24 protein-coding genes, 1 pseudogene and 1 riboswitch are annotated in these 22,460 nt (G+C 40.2%); of the genes and pseudogenes, 4 read left to right on the top strand and 21 right to left on the bottom strand.

Going from position 1 to position 22,460, the window contains the following annotated elements:
- Positions 1–33: 33 nt before the first annotated feature.
- The gene (locus tag Q4546_RS02375; protein WP_303445616.1) at positions 34–378 is read right to left on the bottom strand and encodes a hypothetical protein; all 345 of its coding nucleotides are present in this window, start codon (positions 376–378) and stop codon (positions 34–36) included.
- A gap of 328 nt (positions 379–706) precedes the next feature.
- Here Q4546_RS02375 and Q4546_RS02370 point away from each other — a divergent pair, with 328 nt between their 5' ends.
- Positions 707–1,423, top strand: a complete 717-nt coding sequence (locus Q4546_RS02370; RefSeq protein ID WP_303445615.1) for a YrhK family protein — start codon at positions 707–709, stop codon at positions 1,421–1,423.
- A 398-nt stretch (positions 1,424–1,821) separates the two neighbouring features.
- Complete coding sequence (locus tag Q4546_RS02365; protein ID WP_303445614.1) at positions 1,822–3,303, top strand: peptide MFS transporter; 1,482 nt, start codon at positions 1,822–1,824, stop codon at positions 3,301–3,303.
- A 122-nt stretch (positions 3,304–3,425) separates the two neighbouring features.
- Here Q4546_RS02365 and Q4546_RS02360 read toward each other — a convergent pair whose 3' ends face one another.
- From Q4546_RS02360 to Q4546_RS02345, 4 genes are all read right to left on the bottom strand, one after another.
- Positions 3,426–3,908 carry a zinc ribbon domain-containing protein gene (locus Q4546_RS02360; protein WP_102439601.1) on the bottom strand — a complete coding sequence of 161 codons (483 nt, stop codon included), beginning with the start codon at positions 3,906–3,908 and terminating at the stop codon, positions 3,426–3,428.
- A 42-nt stretch (positions 3,909–3,950) separates the two neighbouring features.
- Positions 3,951–4,406 (bottom strand): CreA family protein, encoded by a 456-nt coding sequence (locus tag Q4546_RS02355; RefSeq protein WP_303445646.1) that lies wholly within the window; start codon positions 4,404–4,406, stop codon positions 3,951–3,953.
- Between the two features lie 143 nt (positions 4,407–4,549).
- Entirely contained in the window at positions 4,550–5,914 is a 1,365-nt protein-coding gene (yegD, locus tag Q4546_RS02350; RefSeq protein WP_303445613.1) for a molecular chaperone, read from the bottom strand.
- Positions 5,915–6,163: 249 nt separating this feature from the next.
- Positions 6,164–7,144 (bottom strand): rhodanese-related sulfurtransferase, encoded by a 981-nt coding sequence (locus Q4546_RS02345; protein WP_102439599.1) that lies wholly within the window; start codon positions 7,142–7,144, stop codon positions 6,164–6,166.
- Between the two features lie 290 nt (positions 7,145–7,434).
- Between Q4546_RS02345 and Q4546_RS02340 the strand changes: the two genes are divergently transcribed.
- The gene (locus tag Q4546_RS02340) at positions 7,435–8,124 is read left to right on the top strand and encodes a glutathione S-transferase (protein ID WP_303445612.1); all 690 of its coding nucleotides are present in this window, start codon (positions 7,435–7,437) and stop codon (positions 8,122–8,124) included.
- Between the two features lie 202 nt (positions 8,125–8,326).
- Positions 8,327–8,533, top strand: coding sequence for a hypothetical protein (locus Q4546_RS02335; RefSeq protein ID WP_076536156.1), 207 nt, complete (start codon positions 8,327–8,329; stop codon positions 8,531–8,533).
- Between the two features lie 187 nt (positions 8,534–8,720).
- On the opposite strand, the gene Q4546_RS02330 is transcribed toward Q4546_RS02335, so the two are convergent.
- The 16 genes and pseudogenes from Q4546_RS02330 to Q4546_RS02260 all read right to left on the bottom strand — a co-directional run bounded on the left by Q4546_RS02330 (position 8,721) and on the right by Q4546_RS02260 (position 22,451).
- On the bottom strand, positions 8,721–9,269 hold the full coding sequence (locus tag Q4546_RS02330; RefSeq protein WP_102439615.1) for an NAD(P)H nitroreductase: 549 nt from the start codon (positions 9,267–9,269) through the stop codon (positions 8,721–8,723).
- A gap of 138 nt (positions 9,270–9,407) precedes the next feature.
- Entirely contained in the window at positions 9,408–9,995 is a 588-nt protein-coding gene (locus tag Q4546_RS02325) for a DoxX family protein (protein ID WP_102476402.1), read from the bottom strand.
- Between the two features lie 80 nt (positions 9,996–10,075).
- Entirely contained in the window at positions 10,076–10,924 is an 849-nt protein-coding gene (locus Q4546_RS02320) for a DUF6279 family lipoprotein (RefSeq protein WP_102531781.1), read from the bottom strand.
- 44 nt (positions 10,925–10,968) lie between these two features.
- Positions 10,969–11,979 (bottom strand): phosphotransferase, encoded by a 1,011-nt coding sequence (locus tag Q4546_RS02315; RefSeq protein WP_303445611.1) that lies wholly within the window; start codon positions 11,977–11,979, stop codon positions 10,969–10,971.
- A gap of 14 nt (positions 11,980–11,993) precedes the next feature.
- A complete protein-coding gene (pnuC, locus tag Q4546_RS02310; protein WP_102439594.1) occupies positions 11,994–12,644 on the bottom strand; it encodes a nicotinamide riboside transporter PnuC in 651 nt (216 codons plus the stop codon).
- A 40-nt stretch (positions 12,645–12,684) separates the two neighbouring features.
- Positions 12,685–12,945 (bottom strand): hypothetical protein, encoded by a 261-nt coding sequence (locus tag Q4546_RS02305; RefSeq protein WP_076536145.1) that lies wholly within the window; start codon positions 12,943–12,945, stop codon positions 12,685–12,687.
- A 170-nt stretch (positions 12,946–13,115) separates the two neighbouring features.
- Positions 13,116–15,311 (bottom strand): TonB-dependent receptor, encoded by a 2,196-nt coding sequence (locus Q4546_RS02300; protein WP_303445610.1) that lies wholly within the window; start codon positions 15,309–15,311, stop codon positions 13,116–13,118.
- Positions 15,312–15,459: 148 nt separating this feature from the next.
- Positions 15,460–15,568: riboswitch (TPP riboswitch) on the bottom strand.
- Between the two features lie 158 nt (positions 15,569–15,726).
- Positions 15,727–16,116, bottom strand: coding sequence for a YcfL family protein (locus Q4546_RS02295; protein WP_102531778.1), 390 nt, complete (start codon positions 16,114–16,116; stop codon positions 15,727–15,729).
- Between the two features lie 88 nt (positions 16,117–16,204).
- Positions 16,205–16,675: a PaaI family thioesterase gene (locus Q4546_RS19180; protein WP_347230783.1), complete on the bottom strand. Its 471-nt coding sequence runs from the start codon at positions 16,673–16,675 to the stop codon at positions 16,205–16,207.
- A gap of 171 nt (positions 16,676–16,846) precedes the next feature.
- Positions 16,847–17,230: pseudogene (locus tag Q4546_RS19175) on the bottom strand (PaaI family thioesterase); the annotation flags it as partial.
- Between the two features lie 10 nt (positions 17,231–17,240).
- A complete protein-coding gene (gene hinT, locus Q4546_RS02285; RefSeq protein WP_102439590.1) occupies positions 17,241–17,597 on the bottom strand; it encodes a purine nucleoside phosphoramidase in 357 nt (118 codons plus the stop codon).
- Between the two features lie 581 nt (positions 17,598–18,178).
- The gene (locus Q4546_RS02280; RefSeq protein WP_076536135.1) at positions 18,179–19,030 is read right to left on the bottom strand and encodes a CsgG/HfaB family protein; all 852 of its coding nucleotides are present in this window, start codon (positions 19,028–19,030) and stop codon (positions 18,179–18,181) included.
- Positions 19,031–19,032: 2 nt separating this feature from the next.
- A complete protein-coding gene (locus Q4546_RS02275) occupies positions 19,033–19,440 on the bottom strand; it encodes a curli assembly protein CsgF (RefSeq protein WP_102439588.1) in 408 nt (135 codons plus the stop codon).
- Between the two features lie 15 nt (positions 19,441–19,455).
- Entirely contained in the window at positions 19,456–20,109 is a 654-nt protein-coding gene (locus Q4546_RS02270) for a curli production assembly/transport protein CsgE (RefSeq protein WP_303445609.1), read from the bottom strand.
- Positions 20,106–20,738, bottom strand: coding sequence for a LuxR C-terminal-related transcriptional regulator (locus tag Q4546_RS02265; RefSeq protein ID WP_102439587.1), 633 nt, complete (start codon positions 20,736–20,738; stop codon positions 20,106–20,108). The genes Q4546_RS02270 and Q4546_RS02265 overlap by 4 nt, the downstream gene beginning before the upstream one ends.
- A 129-nt stretch (positions 20,739–20,867) precedes the next feature.
- Positions 20,868–22,451, bottom strand: a complete 1,584-nt coding sequence (locus Q4546_RS02260) for a curlin (protein WP_303445608.1) — start codon at positions 22,449–22,451, stop codon at positions 20,868–20,870.
- Positions 22,452–22,460: the final 9 nt, after the last annotated feature.

Here is a 22,460-nt window from a genome sequence, read left to right as displayed (position 1 = left end):
AAATAGATAAGTCACCCTAATTAACAAAGTAAACTATTCATCAATCACTTGAGTAAATGCCGCATGAAAAGCTTTATAATTTTCATATTTTGGCATGTGACCTAAACCTTCCAACTCAATAAGGCTTGAACCTTTAATCATTGCCTGAGCTTGTTTGCCAAGGTTTTGGTCATCTCCAAGTTTTCTATTAACACCTTTTTTTAACCAACCTCGGCCAGGGCCTGTTCTATCCCTAGTGCCGATGATTAGAAAGGTTTCACTACTAATTTGCGAAAATTTATCTACTATATTTTCTGAAAATATTGGACTATAAGTTAAGGCATTACTCCAAGCGATTAAGTGCCAATCATCCTCTGCTAGGACACCTTGATTGTGCATAATACGAACATCAATCCAGTTTTATCCATTTATCAAGGGTTTCTTGTATCCAAACCGCCAACTCTTGTCGCGACAACTCGTTTTAACAATAAATGTAACTAGCGATTATAATTAGGCTGATGTGGAGTTGAATATTTCACTTATTCACAGCTGTGGTTTATCATCCTTTGGCAGTTGTAGCAGAATTTTTAAATCGAAGCGTTAATTTAGACGCTTAGGCACCTAGGTTAAACAAACGTCAGTAAAACACATTTATTGATGTACTTGTAGATTATGAGCAAAACTAACTTAAGAAACCTCTTCCCCCCAGAACCGAGACAAAACTTACATGCCGCATATATTTTCAAATCGTCGACGTATTCTTAATTTAACTGCAAATAAGAAAGAACTTAGAGCACAGTTTCGCTGGGAAACCATTAATGCGATAGCTTATAAAGTCGGTGGTATTCTTTTTGTTATTGGCAGTTTCTTTTTTTTCCCTAGTCGGGCTGAATATGCCCATATTGGCGGTTGGTTTTTTCTTGCAGCTTCGCTGATTTACTTAGCGGTTAATATTCACGATATGGCTGAGATCAGGCGACATTGGAAAAGCCAGTCATCCCACGGGATTGATTTAAAATTAGAATATTTTGCAGGTATCAGTTATCTGCTGGGTACCCTATGTTTTGTTTTTGGCCGAATATCTTATTTCCCTGCGGTTGATGATCTGATCCTCGGCACTTGGTTGTTTATCATTGGCAGCACATTGTTTGTGCTTGGCGCTGCAGCCAATGTGTTACTGATTATCAAGGCTGAATCTGTGCAATTACTGCAATTGATGAACCTAACCGCAATCACCTTTATTGTCGGCTCTGTGCTTTATGGTATGGCCTCTATCCCTTATCTGTGGGCTTTTGAATCGCCAAATGATCACCTGCTTATTCTCAACTTTCTTGCTTGGCAATATATGCTGGGCAGTATCCTGTTCTTTCTAGGTGGCATATTTAATTACTGGCGCGCCTATTTACTGGTGCAAAATGCGCTGAAAAATCATCCAGACGTGTAAAGCCTATTAATTTAATCAAACAAATATCTAAGCTTGCTTCAATACCCTAGGGGCTCTCTGCTGTGCGGCTTTATGGCATCAAGCTGATTTATCGTCAGTAAATATCTCAATGAAAATAGCTTATGTGACTGTTTTATAATGCCCCCATGGCGTCACTGCTGAATTAATCAACCTATACGCTATTTTAAGCCAATCACTTTGGATCGTCAGCATCAAAATCCTTAGCCCTTTTTGTAGGGTCGCGTCCTACATAAGCGATTCAGAAGTTCATCAAACAATTGCTAATTTCCCTCAATTCCCTTGCTGCAATCAAGGTGTGAACAACGACCTTTCTCTCATGAGTCACAGTGCTCGTGGGCAATTGTCGTTAGCGACATACAAATATCAGGGCCTAAAAAATGTGGAATAAACTCAACAAGTCGATGATGGTCTGCCAAATGCTTTTTGGCTTATCTTTTTATGGCGTGCTCGTCAGCCTTACGCGCTTTTTTCTAGAAGAACTCAATTACGGTGAATCCGAGACCATGATGGTTGTCGGCGCATTCGCCGCTATCGGGCCATTATTTGCTATTGCAGGCGGTTTTATCGCCGATAAATTACTCGGTGCTTATCGCTCACTCACCATTAGTTATGCTGCATTTGTTACCGGTTATATTCTACTGGTCGTGGGCGCATCCTCATTACATGTCCCTACCGCAATGGCTGGTATAGCACTCGCTAGTTATGGCCGCGGGTTAATGTCGCCATCTTACCCGAGCCTTTATAGAAGAACATTTAACTCTCAAAAAGAGTTTGAACAAGGTTTCCCAATCAATTACTCGGTCAATAATATTGGCGCCTTTGCTGGGCAGTATTTGTTCCCGATGTTAATTCTGTATATTGGTTTTACTGGCGGTTTCATGCTTTCTGCCATATTGGCAGCTGTTGCCCTATTCGTTCTTGTGGTGCTCAAAAAGCCTTTTTCAGCTTTAGGAAAACCTATCGATCAAAAATCACTATCAATTAAAGCCTGGTTTGGCTTTGCTGTTATTTCTTTCGCCATGGTTGGCCTAGTGTTTTTCATGTTCTCAAATATGGAAATTGGACAAAATATCGTTTATGCCATTGGCTTAATGGCAATTGGTTACTTCATTGCTTTGATGTTTCAGGTAGGTCACGCAGAAAAACTTAGAATGGGCACCATTTTAATTGCCACTTTTTTAACGACCTGCTTTTTCGTGTATTACGGACAAATGATGACATCAATGAACATTGTTGCCATTAATACCCTGAGCGGCAATTTGTTTGGCTTTATTCCACTGCAACCAGAAGCGGCAATGGCGATGAACCCACTCTGGTGTATGGTTGGCGGTCCTGTGGTCGCCATGGCTTTTTCTGCCTTAGAGAAAAAAGGCATTAACCTGTCGACTGCAACCAAGGTGTCGGTGGCGTTTGTGATGACAGCTATCGCATTTGGGATATTAACCTATTTCATCTCAAACATCGGCCCAGATGTCACCATTAGACCTGAAGTCTTTTTTGCAGTGCACTTTTTTCAAGCGCTTGCTGAAGTGATTGTCGGCTCAATGGTAGTGGCATTTATTTTGTCTGTTGCCCCCGCACATATTGAAAACTTTTCTGTTAGCCTATTTTCAGTGGGAATCGCTTTAAGTGGGATTGTGGGCGCGGTGCTATCAACTCATATTGCCCTTGAAAAAGGACAAGTCTTGACCCAAGACATCGCCCAAAACATGTATGGTGACTATTTTCAAATGTTAACTATCATGGCGGTAGTGATGGTCGCAGTGGCTTTAGTGTGTTCTAAAGTGATTGCGCTAATGCTACGTAGAGCAGAGCAACATGATGCTGTAAATCACCCTGAAGTAGAGACGACAGTTTAAAGGATGCATTTTTAGCGGCAATTTAAAACATTGCTTATGGATGGAGAGGCTTGTCAATTTTCACTTTAACCCCGTCACATTATTATCTGAACACGCTTAATAATAATGTGACGAGTAGAAAATTAATTAGCATTAACAATAGATTGCAGTAATTTTCGTAACTGCTCACTATTGTGCTTTGACAAGCCCAAAATGACACTGGGCTTTTGACCGCGGGTTTCAATTTCGATGCGGTCCCAAATAATGCCGCTGCGATAATTAAATCCGGCAACTTTATTCCACGGGACTTCATCGGTGTTATTCCACAAACGAAATAGCCCCGGTGCATTGATGCAAATTTTATCCACATCAGTTTCGATTTCTTGGGGTAACAATCTAAATCGAAATAAAACCGATGCCAATAATTCGGCTTTAAATGCCATGGTTAATTCAGTCGCACTGATTGAAATTTGGCTGAATCGATAATGACAATGGCGGCACACCACAGCATCTTTAGGCAAGCTACTGTGGCAATCTGGACAAATATGATCAGATAGATATTCTAAGCAATGGCAACACTTTAGTGCGTCAACATGAAGCTGTTGTTTACAATAAGGACAATCCATTTACCCTCCTCATGCTAATAATCGTGTGAGTTAGCTTAAAAACTAGTACGCCGCTTGTGGCTGTTGATAAGCTTTAGTGCCCCATAATGGCACCGTCGATAAGCTGTGTTTGTAACTACCCGATGTTTCCTTGGTCGAATAAGACACATACATCAGAGTTTGATTTTCTGCATCTAAAATACGTCTGATTTTCATGGTTTTAAAGAAAATACTTTTAGACTTTTTAAATACAATCTCACCTGATGCCGACTTATCAATAGTGTCGATCATTTGCGAGGTAATTTCACCGGTTTGACGACATGAAATAGATGAATCGGATGGATCTGAAAAGCTTAAATCCGCTTCGATACTGGCAACATGACAAGTTACCCCAGGTACTAGTGGGTCAACCATCTTATTAAGTTTAATGTCTTTGGTGGTAAACATCCCTAAACTCACCTTGCCAACATCGTCACTGCAACTCATGGTTAATAAGCTAGTCCCTAGCACTAATGCCATTGCAGTTATTTTATTTACCGGCGTGTTTTGAATCATTGCTCGAACCATATTGATGTTTATCCTTACTGGCTACAACACGATTAATAACACCTGTTGTAACTGGCTTATGCTTAAATGCTTACAGTTAAATCACAGCTAAAAAATTAGTGCTGAAAAACTTTACCCGCCCAACGCACTAAACCACTGGTTACACTGCCAAAATGGTCGCCGACAATAATTTCTGCTTCACTAAATTGGCTTGAAATACAATGGTGGATCACCGGACTTTTTGCGGTGCCGCCAGTGACATAAACCACATCAGGCTCGGCGCTTGCTGACTCAACAGCTTGCTTCATAATAGTGATTAATTTGCTAACAGGTTGCTGAACTGCAGCTTCAAAAGCTTCTAGTACCACATTAATCTCAAAGTTCGCTTCAATAAAGGATAAATCTGTATCAAAGTCTGTCTGCTGTGACAGGCCAATTTTGCACTGCTCTGCTTGACGAACAAATTGATAGCTCATTTGATGCAAGCGTAATGATTTAAGTCGTTTAAGAAGCGCTGGTTGCTCGGCATCTTTAATGAGTTCGTCAATTAATTTAGCCGTCGCAATAGAGCCAAATTCTCGCTGAGCACTAATGTCATTAACAGCAACGCCATTCCAAAATGGTTGTCGCGGTACTGTAAGGTTATTTTTTAATGTAGAGCCTAGGCCTAAATGCGGCATAAAACAGTTCATGGCAACGGCAATATCAAGATCGTTACCGCCAACACGCTGACCACTATGGCCAAGCACATCATCACTACGATCGGTTTTATGTTGTAACTCTGGGCCCATTTTTACCATAGAGCAATCGGTGGTGCCGCCGCCAACATCAACCACTAGTACGGTTTTGTGGGACGTCATTGACGCTTCATAATCCATCGCAGCAGCCATAGGTTCAAATAAAAAGCTTACTTGTTCAAAGCCTGCTCTTTTAGCCGCTGTTTCTAAAATAGCTTGTGCTTGCTGATTACTTTCCTCACCGCCAACACCTTGAAAGTTAACAGGTCGGCCAATGACAGCTTTGGTGATCGGCTCTTTAATTACTGCTTTAGCCCGAGACATCACTTCAAGCATCATTAAGGTGACAATATCTTCAAATAACGCCACTTGATCGACCCTTAAACCACTAGCGCCTAAAAATGATTTTGGTGACCGGACGTAAAAACCTTCATCGGGTAATTCCAAATAGGCTTCAATTGCTTCTGGACCAACAAATACCACTTGCTCGTCTGGGTAAATATCCAACTCATGGCGGACTTGTCTGGCGCGGCTTAATTGCGATGAACGCAAGTGGCCATATTGTGGTTTTAACTCATCCGCAATGCGGTGATAAACAGCTTCAGCGATAAGTTCTCTATCCATGGCATATAAGGTTGAAGATAAGAAACAACTATCACCATTAATCGGAATAAGTGTCACCTGACCATCTTGCTCGATACCCACTGAGCAGTTTGCACTGCCGTAATCAAAACCAATAAACATTAACTTCCAACTTTATATTTCTAGATCAATGCTAAAAATAACATAAGCTGATTAAGATTTGTTATTCACTTTAGCAATAACAAATCTTTCGCTGCTAAATCCAGCAACCTGTTTCATTTATAATAATGACTTGTTTAGGCACAGTAAAAATAACATCGGCCTCAAAAAGCTAAAATCAATACAAAAAAGCACCCACATGACAATGGATGCTTTCATCAAACTGGCTTAATCGACCTTTAGTGACTCTAATTATTTAGCTTCATTTTGGGCTAGCTTCACGCTTTCTTTATGTTGACGTCTTTGCTGAATAACTTGTTTAACGTCACTACCTATATGGGCTTCGCCACGCTGTTTAGCCAGTTGAACCTGTCTTTCACGTTCAATAAAACGTTGACGCTGCTCATCTGAAATTTTATCGATACAGTGTGGACAACTGACGCCTTGAACAAAAGCTGGGGTCTGCATTTCTTCTTGTGTGATTGGCATGCGGCAAGCATTACATTGATCGTAAATACCTTTATCTAAATCATGATTTACCGCCACCCGATTATCAAATACAAAACACTCACCTTGCCACAGGCTTTGCTCTTGGTTCACTTCTTCAAGGTATTTTAAAATCCCGCCTTCAAGGTGATACACCTCATCAAAACCCTGCTCTTTAAGGTAAGCGGTGGATTTTTCACAGCGAATGCCACCGGTACAGAACATGGCGACTTTTTTGTGCTTAGTTGGATCGAGGTTTTCTTTGACGTATTGAGGAAACTCTCTGAAGGTTTCAGTTACAGGGTTAACTGCATTTTTGAAGGTGCCGATTTGTACTTCATAATCGTTACGGGTATCGACTAATAACACCTCAGGATCTGAGATCAGTTTGTTCCAATCTTTTGGTTTAACGTATGTCCCTACCACTTCCCTTGGATCAATCCCTTCAACCCCCATAGTGACAATTTCTTTCTTGAGTTTCACTTTGGTGCGGTAAAATGGCATGTTGTCGTCAAAGGATAATTTATACACAATTTCATTTAAGCCATCTTGTGACGCCAACCAGGCTAACAGGCTATCAATACTTTGTTGCGAGCCTGCTACTGTGCCGTTAATACCTTCACTGGCCAGTAATAAAGTGCCTTTAATTTCTTGTTGCTCCATATGGGCTAATAATGGCGCTTTTATTGATTCAAAATGCGGTAAAGCAACAAACTTATATAACGCGCAAACGACAACTTGTGACATGAATATCTCCGCTAGCTGGAACTTAATTTCCAGTGCAATTAATAACGATTAAGGACAAATAAGCACAAAAGAGTGATCAACCTCAAATTATGGCGCGAAATTGTAACTTAATCACACAACCATAGCTAGGCGTAATGCAGCGTCTTCAGTTCGTGTCAGTAAACACATATGTTTCAACAAACCCGCAAAACCAACCGACAACCTAAGCAAAAAGTTCACACACCCACAGATAAAAAACATAGAATAAGCTCACTCATTGTTTACTTCACGATAACAAGGTCTAGTTATATATGTCTTCCGCTATTCTTTATACCTTCAGGCGCTGCCCTTATGCGATGAGAGCGCGTATAGGCTTGCATTTAAGTTCGTTAAATCCTGAATTAAGAGAAATTGAGTTACGTAATAAACCTGCAGAAATGCTAAAGCTGTCGCCAAAAGGCACAGTACCAGTATTAGTACTGAATGATCCGCAAATTAATCATCCTAAAGTATTAGACGAAAGCATTGATATCTTCAAGTATTTATTAAGTCATTATTCTTGTGCTGATACTGAATATTTATGCAACAGTGCTTATGTAAGCTTAGTCTGCTCTATAACCGATAAAGCAGCAATTGATCTGATTGAATTGAATGATTTTCAATTTAAACCTTGGCTAGACAAATACAAGTATGCTGATAGACACCTTGAGTATCCTGAAGAGTATTACCGCATTAAAGCCTGTGAATTCATTGAAATTTTAGAAGAAAAGCTGTCTGATAATAAACAACTGCTGTCAGACTCACCCTCGATGGCTGACTACGCTATTTTTCCGTTTGTAAGACAATTTGCACATGTTAATAAGCTCTGGTTCCAGCAAAGCCCATATAAAAATGTAAAACAATGGCTCAAAATCCATCTAGAAAGTGATTTATTTAAAATGGTTATGAAAAAACACTCTCTCTGGTTAGATGATTTAACCCAGCAACATTACCTCAAATAGCGTCGATATATTACTAACTGCTTATATTAGCAACAACAGATCAATCTTTTGTATAGTTATTCATATATATGATTGATAAAAGTACTGTAAATGCGCTATGTTAAGTCAACTATAAGATGGATTTTATAGTGATTAAGCAGCTAATCTCCAAAATAGGATTAAGCTTAGGTAATCCTCTCATGCAGTGACCAAGGATGTAGACATGGAACAAATGGATTTGGTGCTTGTGCTCATACCACTGTTAATCGTATTGCATATTATGTTTTGCTACCGCGCGATTAACACAGCAGCAAAGATAGATAACGTTAAACGTTATCTATGGGGAACAATAAGCCTATTTTTAGGCCCGTTAGGCTATTACTTATATCAGAACTTGCTGCCGTTAGATGCATTAGACCCAAGCGACTAAGACATTTAATTATAACGAGCAAAGTCACCGACCTAGGTAACTCAAACATTTTTATTTAAAAATATTAAATATAGTGATTCCACAACTGGAGTCACTATATTTTTATTAACGCTTTTGATCGCCTTTATAATTAGCACTGTTCTCGAGCTCAGCAATTAAGTTGATAAGCCCACTTCATAGAAACAGGTTATAAATATCGAGCGAATTGTCGGCCTGGTTTTAACGGTTTAAGCGGCGCTTTAACCGCAGGGGTGCCGATATACAAAAAGCCCACGATTTGATCTTCAGCGGCAATACCCAAACCTTGATTAACCATCGCGTTAAAAGCAAAGTCACCAGTACGCCAAACTGCGCCCAATCCTAAAGAAAACGCTGCTTGTTGCATTGCCATGGTGGCGCAGCCCGCGGCTAACTGCTGCTCTAATAATGGCACTTTAGGATGTGACTGACTTTTGGCGACGACAGTAATGACCATTGGCGCTCGGTGTGGCATCCCTTTCACTTTGGTTAAAAAGGTTTCATCCGCCCCTTTAGACTTAGCCGCCGTAACAAATATCTCTGCTAAGGTCTCTAACCCTGCATCAGTGGCGATAATAAATTCCCAAGGGGTTAAAGCGCCGTGATCTGGCACTCTGGCAGCAGCATTAAGAATGAAGTCCAATTGTTGTTCATTCGGCGCAGGCGTTGTTAAACGAGGTGTTGACTGGCGAGTAAGTAATAATTCTGAAGCGTCCAATTGCAAAATCCCTGTCTTTTCATTGCGCAGACACATGTCCACGCCGATAATTAATCTCTCAAGAATATTAACAAAAATCCCACATTAAAGTGGGATTTTTACATGTCATGATAAATTGTTAGATGAGGTTATTAATCGCTAGCTAGCACGCTTGGCAATAAAGTGATCCACGCTGGTATATCGGCCTCCGCCCATAAATAACAGCGCAAGCAACATGATGAAATAGGTTATGGCAAACTCAATACCATTATTTAAAATAACAAAGTTGCCTGAGCTTGTGAGCCATTCGTAATTACCATGTTGCTGTAAAAGTGCTTTAGCCGCAGCAAGCTTTTCAGCAGAAGCGGTGACATTATCGTTAGCAAGCCAGGAACTGGCATCAGCAATGGCCAACCAGCCATTATTAATGTGCACCGCAAACGCCGCAACTAACATGGTTACCATCATAGGGATGGCCACTAAACGTGTAGCTAAGCCTATCAGCAGTAGCGCTCCGCCAAATAATTCGGTGCCGGCAGCTAATGCGGTCATGACTTCAGGCATAGGTATACCTAAACCCCAATCAGGATTACCAAACCAAGCCGCTGTGTCACTAAAATTAGATAACTTGTTATAACCTGCTTGCATTAATACTGGGGCTAAATAAAGTCGCAAAGCCAGTGGTGCTATGCCTTCAATGTGCCTTAATAAACTTAAAAATTGCTGATATAGGTTCACCATGATAATTCCTTAACCTTGCTGCGATAATTACATCATTAGACCTTGGAATAACAAGTTTTATTTCATCTATTTACATCAGCTATAAATTAACGCTCCACATCGTCAGACAGATCTTGTAAATCCTCAATTAACGTGACTATTTTTTTGTTTAAATGACGGCGCTGCTTGCTAGATAAACTGTGATTAATTTCAATCATTAACTGACCAAACAATCGAGTATTTCTATCTGCATTTTGCTGATAGATTGCCGATTTTAATTCATCTGGCTGGGTCATTAATAACCGCATTCTCTGCTCAAGTAAGGCTGTATCATCTCGTTGACTCAGCGCAGTTTCAAACTGACGTAACCATTCAAGTCGATACTCTAGCCACATATCAAGGGTTGCTAAACGCTGTTGATTAAACGCTTTAATTAACACTTCTTGTTCTGCTGTGGTGCTTCCTAACCAATCATCAACCCGATTGATGGTTCTTTTGTTGGCATCGGCGACTAATTCTAGTTGGTTTTTTCCTGCATACTTGGCATTTAATTCATCATTATCAAGTTTAAGCTGAGTAATAATAGATTTAACTTGTTGATCGCTTAAGCTAGTAATAATAGGTAGTAAATCGGGTAGTAAAAATTCAAAAACACGAAACCAATGGGCTTTAGCTGCAGTAACTTGTTGCTCCCAAATTTCAATGGTGAGCGTGTGTTTATTAATATTGTCGGAAAGTTGCTGCAGCTGCTCGCTATAGCGAGCCAATTCTTGCTGTTGATGCCAAAGCAAAAACTTATCTAGCAGCTTATCAAATTGAGCTTGTTGAGATTTATCTAATTCTACATATTCATCAACGCGCCACTCAATGGCCCAGTCGAGAAAGAAGTAACTAAATTTGGTGGAACATCCTGCTAAAAAGATAACAAGTAATATTGGAATTAATGGCTTTTTCAACGGTCATTCTCCCCTACAAACAGCATAAGTTAAGAATAATAGCCTTATGGCACTAAAGATAGGTATTTGTTGAATAAGTTAAAATATTGCTGAGGAGATAATTGCTGGTTAGCTGCCATCATTAAAGCCCAAGCTGCGGCAAATAGCCAAAAGCAATGAGCCATTTCAGCAAGGTAGTCAGTACAATCATAAGTCAAATTCAGCTGATGTTGTAGATATTTTTCCGTCAGTTGTTTTACTTGCTCTTGAGTTAATTGATGCGTCACCACCACGGCGACTAAATCAAACAGCGGATGACTGGCAGCGCAATATTCAAAATCAATACACTTAAGTTGTTTACCATCAAACAGTAAATTATACGGCGACAAATCTCGGTGACAGAACTGCGGCGAAATCACGCAGGTTTCTAGTTGTTCAAGCCAAATAGCCATTTGGGCATATTTATTGGTTAATTTTCGATAAAGCTGCTGCCATGTCACTAACGCCTGAGTTTCATCAGCATCGCCTTTGTTTGCGACGCTTGCATCAGCAATTGAGTTGCCTAAGTCAGATAATGAGTTTACATAAACTTGCCATTGCTGAGTCATGGTAATTTGTTTCGTCGGCAAAGGTAATTTTGATAGCGGGGTTAATAACCCCAGTAGGTGAGCAACAGGGTCTAGCGCCGCAAACACCGACTGCTGTGGGCGCTTGTTATCATAAAAACTAAACTCGGCGACATAATTTGACCATAAGTGATTATTTTCAGGTATAAACTGACTTAGGTAAAAGCGTTTATCATCACTAAGCCAAATTAATTTAGGCGCCCGATTAATGGCTTCAACCAAGCGCCAACTGCTCACTTCGTTGTCTCGTTCACACCACGGGGCATTATCTTGATTAACCCGTAATACCCAATCGCTATCACTTAAGGCTATATGGAAGTTTTGGTTACTTAATCCATCAGATAACACTTTAACCCCATGACAATCTGCTTCGATCTCATCGGCTAATATATTCGGTAATTGGCGTTTAATATCCGAAGGTAGCCATTGCCATGGGTTAAAGTGACTCATTATCTAAATAGCCATTAGCTTGCTAAGGCTGCATCATCTGGTGCATGATTTTGCAGCATTTTTTTACGCCACATAAAGTAACCGCTGACAGCCATAAATAAATACAGGATAAGTAAACCAGAAGTTAGCATTAAACCTTTTTGAAGGTATAAGTAAATTGATAGCGAATTAATCACCATCCAGTAATACCAATTTTCTATTACCTTTTTCGCCACTAGATAAGTAGTCATCACCGCAAAACAGGTTGTTAATGCATCAAGATATGGAAACGAAGCACTTGTATTTGTGGCCATTAAGTAGCCCACAATCAAGGATACACCACTAGTAACGGCAATAATCACTAAGTGTTTGTTTAGAGACCAACTAATAATTGGCAGTTCAGTTTGATGACGACTGTCAGCACCATAGCGCCACAGCCAAAAGCCATAAATCGCCATCGCCATGTAATATACATTTAGCACTGATTCCATCAACAATGACACATTCCAAAACAGCACTGTGTATATGGCAGTACTGGCAAAGGCTGCCGCCCAACACCAAATATTGGTTTTCATGGCTAATATCAAATACGCAATTGCCAGAATCACTGCAACAGCTTCCCAGCCTGTCATTACAGACACTTCAGTAATGGCAATTTGTATTGATTGAACGATCTCAGATAACATAACGTTGGCTACTATTTCATTACTATGATGAATTTACAGGTTATTCGGTGTGGCTTAAATCAAGCTCGCCACCAATAAATTTACATACAAATACTGCTTTGCCCCATTTTTGATGGGCCGCTTCCATTTCGGTTGCTAGCATGGCCATCACATCTGCGTATTCACCGCACACCTGAGTCGCCATCGCATTGGTTTTACGTTCAATATTAGGGTAGCTATCTACTCGGCCAATAAACCACTTTATCGGGTCTAAATAGTTTTCATTAAATGGATACATGCTGATTTCGGCAGTCAATTTCATGGAAATTCCTTAATCGTGATAAAAATACCGTCATAGTCTATCAAAGTTTAAGGTAAAAAACTTTTCAAAACATGACGGCAATTTAGTGTTAAGTATTGTTATTATTAAATAAATCAACTGTAACCCAACAGGTTAACAGCCCCCTTTAATTAACATAGTTTGCAGCCAAGCTACATAAACTTGACGTTTAAGGTAATACCTAGCTGACGTGGATCGCCGAAACGTACATATTGCTTATCGGCCCAATCTAAGTCTGGTTCATTACCAAAGTAGAAGCCTCTGGTGCCATATTGCTCGTCAAATAAGTTGCGGCCCCATAAATACGCTGACCACATTTGTGTTTCATAACCCACTCGAGCATTGAAAATAGTATAAGCGTCTGACTTTGATTCGTTACTATCAGAGTAGTAAAAATCACTTTTACCGCTAGCATTTAAATTGGTAAACCAGCCTGAATCGCTGACGTAACTCATTCCCGCGCTATAAGTGAAGTTAGGTGCATGGGCTTGCTCTCGGCCGCTTAAGTCAACAATAATGCCATTTGTATCATTGTATTGATAATCACCGTATTCAGTTTCTAACCAACCTACACTGCCATAAAATTGAATGTTACTCGTGGCATAGTATTTAAAGTCAGCTTCTGCACCATAGTTTTTAGCACTACCGGCATTCTCAATATATAAAGCAAAAGGCCTAGTATCTGTAATAGGATCATAATATTGCTGTGATGCAGAAACTTGTTGATTTTGACGGTCCATGTAAAACAGCGCCATATTGGTCGCAACTGCACCGTCTAGCCATGTTGATTTAAGGCCTAACTCATAGTTGTATAGGATTTCAGTATCGTAATCTTTCTTGTCAGCAAGTTCTGCTGGTAATGTCATATTAAAACCACCCGCTTTGTAGCCGCGGGCAATTCTAAAATACGCATTGTGATCTTGATTTAAGCTTTTAGAAATCGCTAAGTGACCACCCCACATGTTTTCACTAGGCGAGAACTCATCACCATTACTGTCTGAATATTCGCTTTCTCGGCGCTCTAAACGCACCCCTGCAGAAAAGACATAGCCATTGCCAAACTGGGTATCTGTTTGCGCAAAAATAGCATAGTTGGTCGCTTCATACTCCGATTGCAGCACTTCATCTGGCCAGCCATTGTATTCAGAATATAAGTCATTATCCTCTTGAAGGTTCATGCCATATAAGCCCATTAACCAATCAGTCGAATCGTTAAAAATTCGGCCAGCTTCGTTTGAGCTGATACGAAGTTCCTGTGACACGGTTTTACGCTCACCCTGTTTATCCCAGGTGTAATCATAAACACATGGCTCAGTCCCAATCACGTTCCAGTCATTATCATAAATGCTGCATTGTTTCGAATCCCAGTAATCAGGGTTGGCCCAATCGCCGTCATAATTATGGTGATGATCGGTTTGTGCAAATGAAGTTAACGAGGTGAGTTCGAACTTTTCAAAACTGCTGAATGTGGCTTTTAAGCCAGCACCAGTGGTCTTTTGCGCATCAACACCAGGCTTATCGGTAATAGTTTCAAAGCCATTATTATCTAACGTCCAGGCATCATAGCCATTATCAAAATTAGCATGTAAAAAGGTTAAATCCAGTTGCACATCATCTGCAGCATACCAACGCAATTTAGCACGGGCAGTGAATTCATCACGGCCATTGGTATCTTCACGTTCAAGGTAAGTATTGTCGCGGTAGCCATTTTGTGAATGCTGCTCTAAAGACACCCGATAAAGTAGCTTACCAGAGTCAGTTATTGGGCCAGAGCTAAAACCGGAGAAGGTTTGTAAGTCATCGTCACCAAGAGAGACTTGTGCGCCATGTTCAAACACATCGGTGGGATCGTTACTTTTAAGGTATATAAGACCCGCTAACGCATTGGCGCCATATTGTGTACCTTGTGGGCCACGAAGAACTTCAACCTGTTGTATATCGTACATGCTCGACACCATGCCGATCCCAGATAAATCGATATCATCAACAATGAAGCCAACAGAAGAATTTGGCGCGCCTTGATATTCTTCTTGCTCACCCACACCACGAATTTGGAAATACTTTGGCCGAGAGCTGCCGCCAGACCAGTTAAAATTAGCAATAGAGTTTAATACATCTTCAAAATGTTGAGCGCCCTCATCTTGCAATTGTTGGCTATCGATGACGGTAACACTGGATGGCACTTTTTCTAGCGCTATATTACTAAAGTCAGCGTTAACCACTATGACTTCCATTTTTTCAGCAGCGGGCGCCACGCGTTCAACATTTTCTGTTTGAGCGACAACGGAAGTGGATAAAACGGCAAGAATGGCAATCGCTAGTGGCGATTTAGATTTTATTACAGACATAGGACCTCAAATTATAATTTTGAGATCCGGCAAGCATAGTGAATTAGTTATGTGCATCCATGACTGTCATTACAATTATCAGTTATTAAATTGGTGTCGTTTTTCGTTTACGACTTGGTTTATGACTGAGTTAATGACTAACATTTACGGCAAAGCATGCAGCCTATTCCTACGCCGGTATGAGCCGGATCAGGTTCTAAGGGTTTGTCTTTAGACATCTCAGTTTATCAACACGATAAACACCCCTTGGCGCGGCGGATTATAAACTATCCTTCATCTGTGCAACAGCACTAACAGGCACTTTTTATTAACTATTTAAGTACAAAAAATTATCACATAGATATTTTTATGATTAGCTAAGCCTATAAAACAAAAAACACGCAATTAAGCGTGTTTTATATTTTAAAAGATACACTTAGTTAGAGAATGCTTCTCTTACATATACTTCAAAACGGCTTGCATTGGCATTAGGGGCAACGGCGCTAACCTGCATTTGTTGTTTGCCATGTAGCTTTAATGACTTCCAGCTGCTTGCTTCATCTTCAATGGTAAAGCCACCAACATCAAACCAAGTAAACTTATATTGCAGCCTTAAATCCGTTGACACCTTGCTAATGATTAATGCAGAACCTTGCAATAAATCCGCTTGCGTTCTGACATTGACTTGCTCAACAGCGACTTTTCTCGCAAAAGAGTTATTATCAACTCTCACTTCGCTATTAGAGCTAACCATGACTCCCGCGGTATGATTAGCACAAGCTGATAGCATTAACGCTAGCGATATCATTATTACTCTTAATGTCATCATTAATTCCTTTTTTTAAGTATTAAAAATAAATGGTCGGCTCAGTGTCAAACAGCTTGCTCATCTATGCATCAACTGTGTGTTACTTCTACTGATCAAGCAAGAAATGCGCTCTCGCAGTAGCAATTAGCTGCTTACGATTTTTCTGCCAGCAATTAATGCTAACATTAGCAACTCGGCGTCCTTGACGAGTAATTTTACATTCAGCAAACGTATCTTGATGTAAACCCGCACGTAAATAATCAATTGAAAAATCGATAATTTTTGGCACTTTCTTAGCTTGCATAAATACCATTAACTGCACAATCGCCGACATTTCCATAAATCCAGCAATAACCCCGCCATGTATGGCTGGCAGAATAGGATTACCAATGTTGTCATCTTTAGTTGGCAGCTTAAATACCATTTCATCACCAAAGCGATCAACACTCATCCCGATAAATTGGGTATAAGGGACTTTCTCTAATAAATAACTATAGTCATTTAAATCAATGGCCCGCTTAACCACATCATGAACATTAATATCGCCCACAGTTAAACTGGCATTGCCAGCCTGCATAACTTCAACACTTTGAGTATCAGGCTGGTTATTAGCAGCTGAATTGACTGCACTTGCTTCATCAGCGCAGCCCATCAAAGCTTGTCTAAACTCTTCACCCACCATTTCTGGACTAATACGCATAAATGAGCCAACAGCATGCGCAATAGGATCATCAATACTGTCTTGATAAGCAATCGCACGGGTAAACGCCACATTGGCAGACAAACGATAACATTCTGCAAATGCATACAGCGGTTTGTTTGGCTCAGCCGGTTTCATGTAGTCAACCCGTAAATCTAAGGTTGGCGATATTTCTAAGGATTTATACTTCTCTAAAATAGCGCATACAACAGAAGTGCCGGATGCGGTATCAATGATCGTAGTCACCACACCGCCGTGTATCACCCCAGTATCTGGGTCACCAATGATATCTTGGCTATAAGGCAACTCCAGTAATACGTGATGTTCACTGGCTTCTAACGCACTAATATTCAATCGACGGCAATGGGCAAGCTGATTAACAAATCGGCTTGCTACGCCGGTTAACGGAAAAAAATCACTGTTTATTTTCATGTTATTAGTATTAATCCAACCGACTTAGCATTGGCCCAAGTGACTTACCGCCAAGTAGATGCATATGGATATGGTAAACCTCTTGGCCACCGTGTTTATTACAGTTCATGATTAAGCGGTAACCATCTTGTGCAATACCCGCTTCATCAGCCAGCTTTGCCGCAACTGTCATCATTCGCCCTAATGCCAGTTCGTCAGATGCTTTTACATCATTGGCTGTGGGGATCAAATGGTTTGGAATAATCAGAATATGTGTTGGTGCCTGTGGGTTTATATCGCGAAAAGCGGTGACGAGCTCATCCTGAAACAAAATGTCGGCAGGAATTTCTCGGCGTATAATTTTACTGAAAATGGTTTCTTCAGCCATGATTGATCATCCTTTTGGTTATTATAATCGAAGTAGTGAAAATCATTGTTGAATGCGCTAATCAAGCAGCCAACTAAGCGCTTGCTTAACTATATAATAGCTACTGTTGCATTTGTCACTTAAGCCAAGCAAGTTTAACACTTTGCTATTAATCACTGTTGAATGTTGTTGGCACTATCAAGCCAATTTTGACAGCTCGATTAACTATAGCAACGCTCACTTACTTAGAGTTTATCTAGGCATTATCACATCATTGTTATCAATGCTAAAGGGGATTTATTTGAAGTATCCCCAGCAATTAACATTGAAGTCGCTAAAAAAAGCGCTATATTTCTTGGTGGTTACCTTTAAACCTTATGCAATTAGACTTCTTAGGCATCTTTTTGATCACCACATAATGAAAGCTTGGATTAACTTAACCATAATGAAAGCTAAGCTGCTTATGTGGTTATCGCCTTAAGGGCTGCGTCTGTGTATCTAGAAGTTTACCCCCAGAAAACATAAAAGGCGCCATTGGCACCTTTATCGTGATTGAAACATAAGGGACTGTTAATTAGGGGCTATTTATTCAGGACGGATAATTAGCCACGCTTAATTCTGGCACTGACTTGCGCTTCTTTATGGGCTTCTAACCAATACTTTTGCAAGGTAGTATTTTGCAAACCTGTAGTGGCATCCCCTAGCCTCCAAGCCCCTTTCCAAATGCCATCGGCAATAAGATGCACAACAGCGCTCTCAATGGCTGCGACTACGCATAAACTCACAGGCTCATTGGAAGTATAACCCGCTTCAGCCTCTAACAAATCTTGTGCATCAATAAACTTAAATACACCCGCGGTAATTTCTTTTGATATCACCGATTTGGTGGTGGTAACACTACTGAGTAATCGGCCAGTTCGAATATCCACAGCGCGTAAATTAACGGTAATGCTATCGACTCGGTATTGACCTGAAGCGCCAATGCCTAAATACCGTGCTCCAGCACCGCCCGTTTTAATATTTGTGTCATAGGCAACAATGCCACCTTCCATTAATACCTGCGCACTATTAAGTTGCGGTAATTTACTGGCATCACCTTTAAGTCCTGCCCGTAAAATTTTACGTTCTGTTAATAGGTTTTGCAGTCCTTCACGCTCAACGGGTATAAACCATGCTGAATCATTAAGTGACTGGGCTAAAAATGCCGTACCGGATTGTGGCACTGCCGTTGAAAAGTTACTTGATGGAATGGGCTTGTATTGTCCTGTTTGATCGCGAAAATCATATACTGCAGCAACCATCGCACCTTGTGGAAAAGGTAAACTGGTTAGATCGTAATAAGTTTCACCTTTAGGCATTAAACTTGAAGTGGCATCTATATTTTCAAATTCTTCATCAATTGATGAGCAAGCTGTTAAAGATAGTAGGCACAAGCTAATAATTAATTTTTTCATTATTAACCCCCGACACTGTCATCAACAATACCGCCAACTTCAATAATGGTGGTTTCACCGGTTAATACGTCGGTAATATGAACAATCAATGAGCCGTCTTCATTAACGACATTAATTTCAAAATCATCAGTTAATAGATAACCTTCCCCCCCATTGGCGGCATCATTAAAAAGTTGGCTCATCAACCGAGACTGTAACGAACTTGAGAGACGTTCTAATGCTGTTGGGGCCACATAACCTGAGCCACCACTACTTTCATGGTCATTTTGCGCAGCTGCATTAGCCAGTAGATATGAGCCATTTAAATAGCTGCCACCAAAGGCTGGGTTTACTGGTTGATAAATAAGTTGAGTGGCAAAGCAATCAACTGAAAGAATGAGCAATATTGAAGTAAATGTTATTTTTTTCATTTTGGCTTTCCATGCTTAGAATTCGTCAGGTGCGAGATCTGGGTCAAACAACGCTCCTAAAACGGCTTGTTCATTTTGCTTAACTACCGCAGAGTTAACGCGTTTAGCGGCATAATTGGCTTGGTCATCTATATTCCGACTAATAGGCGACACAAAAGTCACAAAAACGGTTTTTCTGTTTTGTTGTATTAATATTTTGCTACCACTTCTTGCTGTAGCTTGTTCAATAACGGTGAGCCCGGTATGTTTAGACTCGCCACCAATATCTCTGTATGCCGCGACAAATTCACGGTAAAAGCGATGGCCGAGTCGGGTCATCGCACGGTTTAAGATTAACCCATCAATTAAATCAGCTTCATCCTTAGGGACGGCATCATTAATATTAATAGGCTTAGTTTTGGGAGCTTTTTGAATATTCTTATCTGTCGCTGACGTTGTTGGCTCTTTGGCATTATTAAGCTTTTCTGCGTGGCTTTGATCTATTGGCGGTTTATTTTTAGTGCTGATTTGCTTTAAAGAAGGTTCAGTCACTAAAGTTGATTTAATATCTAGTGTTGACTCTGTAGATAACCTTGATTCAGTAACTAAAGGTTTTGTTACTGAATTACCAGCGGCAATGACATGACTTGAAAAGATGAACAGAAAAAACATCAATAAGATGCTTTTCATACTCTAACCTCATGCATGTGAGTCTGTGCCCAAGCTATTGCTTGACCGCGACTGGATACCCCAATTTTTCTGAAAGCGCGATATAAATGAGTTTTAATTGTACTCTCGCTGACAAACAATTGATTGGCGATATCCAAATTTGTACTGCCAGCCAGTAACGCTTGAAGTACTTCTCTTTCACGTATGGTTAAATGCTCACTATCATCGTCAGCTTCATCACCAGTGACTGATTTATGTAAATCATGGGGTATAATGCTGCGACCTTTAAGTATTTCGTTAAATCCACTGCTAATAGCGGTAAGTTCAGCATCACTGTAAAATACACCAAACGTTGTAGCTGGGTGGATCAAAAATTTTGCATCAACTTGTTTGGGGAAATTAATAAATACCGTTTTCACCGAGCTGTGTTCGCGTTCGATTAAACGCTGTAATTGATAAGCTTGTTGTAAATCTATGGTAGCTAAATCAAACACCACTAAAGAGATTTCATGTGAATTTAATTTAGTACTCATAGTTGCTGGAGTTGCTTTAGCTAGCTTGACCAAAAACTCTTGGGGCCAACGACAATCAAGTAGGTCAACAAGCAATTGCGAACGAGAAACGATCATCCAATTGATAACTTTAAACATCACCCTTCACTCCATGTTATTACTTAAACAAACCTGTAGAAATTGTATAAAGTCAGGTTAGCAAGCCAACCTGACATATACTATTAGCCAAAAGAGTGTTTAAATTATTTTAAATATACTTTTGTACTACTATGGCATCATCACTGCGCCTTGATTAATGGTCACAGAGTTACCATTACCAAAGGTGTTTACTGACGAATTATTACCCATATCAGTTTGTGTTACTGCAATAACATTTGTACTGCCACTGATATAAACATCAGCAAAGTGATTTGTACCGGTTTGGCTAATATCAAGGTCATTATTTGAACCAAACCAAGACTCTCCAATCGCTTCGTTCATGCTGCCTACCTGTACAATATCAACCATAGAGCCATTACTTGAACCATCGGCATAAGCAGTATTGTCATTACCAGTTTGAGAGATATTCACAGTGTTATCACTTCCCCAAACACCGGCACCAAAACCCGTTCCATAAAAACCACTTGCATTAGCATTATCTGTCACTGAATTATTATTACCGGTTTGAGTGATAGTAATAGTGTTGTTAGCGTTAAACCCTGTTTTTGCACCAGCATAGTTTTCATTACCAGTTTGGTATACAGATACTGTATTTGATACGCTACCAGCCGTTTGATCTACTAATGCCTCGTTTGAAATACCTGCTTGAACAACAGTTGCAGTATCACCGTTACCAGCTTGATTAACTGTCGCTAAGTTACTCATATCGCTTTGGGTAACAATTGCAGTATTGTTAGCATTACTTTGATTAACAAATGCCATTTGACCGTCACCAGACTGAGTTACGGTTGTAGTTTGGTTAAAGTCTGATTGCTCAACAGTAGCTTGACCATCAACACCACTTTGCATCACAGTAGCCAAACCGCTATCACCTGTCTGGTTAACATCAGCCTCATTATTCAAATTAGATTGAGTAACAAATGCCTCGTTACCATTGCCCATTTGCATCACTGCAGCATCATTCGACAAGCCTGTTTGTACAATATCTGCCCAGTTATTATCGCCAGATTGATCAATTACCGCGACTGTCTCTTCCAAAGCATTATCTGTTAGCGTATTTGTTTGCTGAAATATGCTACCTGTATTGCCAGCTCCAGCCTGCGATATGGTCGCTTCTGCACCATCTGAATTATCCTGCTCAATGTAGGCATCATTACCAGTGCCAACAGACTGATTAATGGTGGCATCGGCAAAGTCAGACACATAATTGTTAATTTCTGCAGTATCACCATCACCTAACTGATTGATGGTCGATGATGCGCCATCGGCATTTTCTTGCGTAATAGTTGCAGTATTACTATCACCCACTTGATTTACTGCCGCTTCTGCAGCTTGGGCATTGTAATATTTCTGCACTATATTCGCTTTATTCAAACTACCTTCAGTATCAATCGTCGCTGATGCTGTAGCGGTTGAATTATGCTGAGAGATTGCCCCTTCATTCCCATTACCCACTTGAGTAATAAAAGCTGTAGTATCGCGAGTATTAGCTTGAGTTACTTCTGCTTTATTCAAGTTACCAGTTTGAGCCACTGTAGCTTCGTTTGACTCGCTATTTTCTTGTTGCGTAATCATGACAGCATTATCATTACCAACTTGATCGACGGTTGCCTTATTATTATCGCTGGCATGGGCACTAGTTGAAGCAAATAATACCGCTGAAATTAATAAAGCTAATTTTGAATGTTTCATTATTGTCTT

The organism is Shewanella sp. 4_MG-2023 (assembly GCF_030548015.1).
Classification (GTDB): Bacteria; Pseudomonadota; Gammaproteobacteria; order Enterobacterales; family Shewanellaceae; genus Shewanella.
This window is presented reverse-complemented; position numbering and strand designations above follow the sequence as displayed.

Coding starts and splice junctions, on each gene's coding strand:
- hinT (WP_102439590.1), bottom strand. CDS start 17,597: ATGGCTGAAGAAACCATTTTCAGTAAAATTATACGCCGAGAAATTCCT.
- Q4546_RS02340 (WP_303445612.1), top strand. CDS start 7,435: ATGTCTTCCGCTATTCTTTATACCTTCAGGCGCTGCCCTTATGCGATG.
- Q4546_RS19180 (WP_347230783.1), bottom strand. CDS start 16,675: ATGCAGGCTGGCAATGCCAGTTTAACTGTGGGCGATATTAATGTTCAT.
- Q4546_RS02300 (WP_303445610.1), bottom strand. CDS start 15,311: ATGTCTGTAATAAAATCTAAATCGCCACTAGCGATTGCCATTCTTGCC.
- Q4546_RS02370 (WP_303445615.1), top strand. CDS start 707: ATGCCGCATATATTTTCAAATCGTCGACGTATTCTTAATTTAACTGCA.
- Q4546_RS02360 (WP_102439601.1), bottom strand. CDS start 3,908: ATGGATTGTCCTTATTGTAAACAACAGCTTCATGTTGACGCACTAAAG.
- Q4546_RS02375 (WP_303445616.1), bottom strand. CDS start 378: ATGCACAATCAAGGTGTCCTAGCAGAGGATGATTGGCACTTAATCGCT.
- Q4546_RS02265 (WP_102439587.1), bottom strand. CDS start 20,738: ATGTTTAAAGTTATCAATTGGATGATCGTTTCTCGTTCGCAATTGCTT.
- Q4546_RS02355 (WP_303445646.1), bottom strand. CDS start 4,406: ATGGCATTAGTGCTAGGGACTAGCTTATTAACCATGAGTTGCAGTGAC.
- Q4546_RS02280 (WP_076536135.1), bottom strand. CDS start 19,030: ATGAAAAAATTAATTATTAGCTTGTGCCTACTATCTTTAACAGCTTGC.
- Q4546_RS02275 (WP_102439588.1), bottom strand. CDS start 19,440: ATGAAAAAAATAACATTTACTTCAATATTGCTCATTCTTTCAGTTGAT.
- Q4546_RS02365 (WP_303445614.1), top strand. CDS start 1,822: ATGTGGAATAAACTCAACAAGTCGATGATGGTCTGCCAAATGCTTTTT.
- yegD (WP_303445613.1), bottom strand. CDS start 5,914: ATGTTTATTGGTTTTGATTACGGCAGTGCAAACTGCTCAGTGGGTATC.
- Q4546_RS02315 (WP_303445611.1), bottom strand. CDS start 11,979: ATGAGTCACTTTAACCCATGGCAATGGCTACCTTCGGATATTAAACGC.
- pnuC (WP_102439594.1), bottom strand. CDS start 12,644: ATGTTATCTGAGATCGTTCAATCAATACAAATTGCCATTACTGAAGTG.
- Q4546_RS02335 (WP_076536156.1), top strand. CDS start 8,327: ATGGAACAAATGGATTTGGTGCTTGTGCTCATACCACTGTTAATCGTA.
- Q4546_RS02305 (WP_076536145.1), bottom strand. CDS start 12,945: ATGAAATTGACTGCCGAAATCAGCATGTATCCATTTAATGAAAACTAT.
- Q4546_RS02260 (WP_303445608.1), bottom strand. CDS start 22,451: ATGAAACATTCAAAATTAGCTTTATTAATTTCAGCGGTATTATTTGCT.
- Q4546_RS02295 (WP_102531778.1), bottom strand. CDS start 16,116: ATGACATTAAGAGTAATAATGATATCGCTAGCGTTAATGCTATCAGCT.
- Q4546_RS02345 (WP_102439599.1), bottom strand. CDS start 7,144: ATGTCACAAGTTGTCGTTTGCGCGTTATATAAGTTTGTTGCTTTACCG.
- Q4546_RS02270 (WP_303445609.1), bottom strand. CDS start 20,109: ATGAAAAGCATCTTATTGATGTTTTTTCTGTTCATCTTTTCAAGTCAT.